Origin of the sequence: Thermogutta sp., from assembly GCF_014359955.1 — a bacterium.
Classification (GTDB): domain Bacteria; phylum Planctomycetota; class Planctomycetia; order Pirellulales; family Thermoguttaceae; genus Thermogutta.
The window spans coordinates 1-2,244 of record NZ_JACIYL010000728.1 but is presented as its reverse complement, the minus strand read 5'-3'; the positions used below and the strand labels follow the sequence as shown (position 1 = coordinate 2,244).

Here is a 2,244-nt window from a genome sequence, read left to right as displayed (position 1 = left end):
GCAGGTACCGCGGGACCAATCGGACGACAACGGTTCGTCCCCGTGGCACCTGTTGCTTTTGCCGATGGAAAGGGCCGCCATGCAGGCCGGTCAATCCGCCGGGATGAGCGGCACTTCGCTCTCGGTCGCGGGCAGCAGTTCGAGTAGCTCTCAGGCAGCCCTCATTGGCCCACCGCTCGATCTGAGCGATCCGCCTCTCCGCGATCGCATTCTGGACGAACCCAAACTCATCCTGCCCAGCGGACCGGTCTTTGAACTCCTCCGCCCTGCGTAGTTCGGAGATTAGGGTGGGCTTTAGAGCTGTAGGTCGTGGGCACAGAAATTTTTAGCGTAGGAACAACTATTGGAGGATTAACCATGCGTTCGAGATATGTGTTTTACAGCTTTGCTTGTAGTTCCATTTTGTTGCTTGTGTTTACGCAGGTAAGCCTTGCGGGGGTGATTTCGTCCCTGTCGAAGGTCAACAGTACAGATGATTACCTGAGTGACGATAGCCTGGGATATATAATTGACTATCGGACAGACAACAACCCGTCTCCCAATACACCTTTCATCGGCGACATCTCTATCGGCATCGCCAAGATCAACGTGATTAATGGCGACAGTTTCACCAATTCCGCCTATTTGGTGTATTCGCTTCAGATCAGTGAGATCAGCGGAAATATTGTATCGCATTTGCCGACTCCGCCAGGTACTCCATTTGGGTCGGGCTATTCCTTGGGGGAACTTCTGAACTTCTCAGGACTGCCGTCGACTGCGGTAGCCGTCGTTCTAGAGGTTACAGGAGCTACTAACCCATTCAGTGATAGTACGAAGTACCCATTTGGAACGATCAATTACATGACACCCGATTTGTCTACGTTTATATCAGATCTGCAAACCTTGAGTGCCAACAGCCAGAAACTCTTCTCGGTGGGAATAACGGACACGCCGAGTGGGCAATATTTTCGACTCGACACTTCGTCAGGCCTCGTCTCCGCAAGGCTGGCTGTGGATTGGGCAGCACCCGGTATTAATTTGGCAGATTTCAAGCCGTTATTGAGTGCGCCCCCGTTTACTGCAGCTACATTTAAGGTAACACTCGATTTGGAGTCTTCCACGTTCTCCTCCGCTGGTGGTGCGATTAAAACAAGAGACGATGGTAACTATTACGTGAATTACGTCCCCGAACCGGGTAGCTTGGTCGCTCTCGCTGGACTTCTTTGCGGCGGTGCTGGGCTTGGTTTCCTCCGGCGGCGACGGATCGGCGCCTGACTTTGGCGTGGTACGCCGGGAAAACCGACCGGTGGAATTCGATTCCATTTAGGGAATCTTAGATTAAACGCAATGAGGCCATCAGACTTGGTGGAAGGTGTCAAAGCCTTCCACCAAGTTTTGCAAATTGAATGATTGGCGAATTGCTTTAAGTTGCGGCCATAGCTGCATATTTAACGCTATTAGGCGCAACCCAGGGCAGGTGACGCGCAGGAGGGCATGCCCTGTGCGAAAGACGTTTTGAAATGATCGACTTCCACCGCTTGAGATGGATGTTGTAATAACGGGGTACCGTATCGTAGAGGGGTGAAACAATGGGGCGTTGTAACAATCGGTCTCCGCAGCCTTCATGCTTGTCAGGACTACAACCGGCAATTCAGCGCGCCGCTTTGCCAACCGATTGTGTTGTAGATGCCTTAAAAGAAGCGGTGGTCACCGCAAGTAGAAGGTCATCGTTGCAATTCTCCTGTAGAAACCGCGACGAAAGATGGGAACTAGGTTGGCAACGCGAGGCGCCATATCTTGGCCGAATTCCTAGCAAATCCGCTGCGTGCCGCTCTCTCTGCCCCTTTGGCGGGATTCGCGATTGATAGGTGGTCCCGATCGAAATAGGCACGCCTTTTATTTAGGTGAAGTGGTGCGGCACACGAATTGCGGTCGAACCGCTTTTATGCGGACTAACCCAACCGAGGGACGCCCGGTGGTGGGCAAGGGCGTAGTATTTCAATCAACTGCCGCGATGGATGGCTTTGGTCTGGCTGAGAGCAACTGAATGTCGCGGGAGCAGGTCCTTGACTCACGAGGCTGGGCTGCCCTACCGGGACGCATCACGTGGATGTCCTGCGCAACCCACAGGAACGGAGTGCGCGCGGAGGCTCGCTGAGTCTAAGCAGCAAGAACAAGAATAAGAAATGATGCAAAACGCAACAGAATTGCAGCCACAGGTCGTGAAAATGCAACACAGCGGAGACGATCGATCCGCCCAGGTGG

The 2,244-nt window shown here is 53.2% G+C and carries 2 protein-coding genes; both read left to right on the top strand.

Annotated elements, in window-relative coordinates:
* The coding region (locus H5U08_RS16360; protein WP_297035486.1) for a hypothetical protein at positions 1-274 on the top strand (274 nt) is incomplete at its 5' end.
* An 83-nt stretch (positions 275-357) separates the two neighbouring features.
* Positions 358-1,254: a PEP-CTERM sorting domain-containing protein gene (locus H5U08_RS16355; RefSeq protein ID WP_297035483.1), complete on the top strand. Its 897-nt coding sequence runs from the start codon at positions 358-360 to the stop codon at positions 1,252-1,254.
* Positions 1,255-2,244: the final 990 nt, after the last annotated feature.

Excerpts from the sequence above, each read along its gene's own strand:
- H5U08_RS16355 (WP_297035483.1), top strand. The coding sequence starts at position 358 with ATGCGTTCGAGATATGTGTTTTACAGCTTTGCTTGTAGTTCCATTTTG.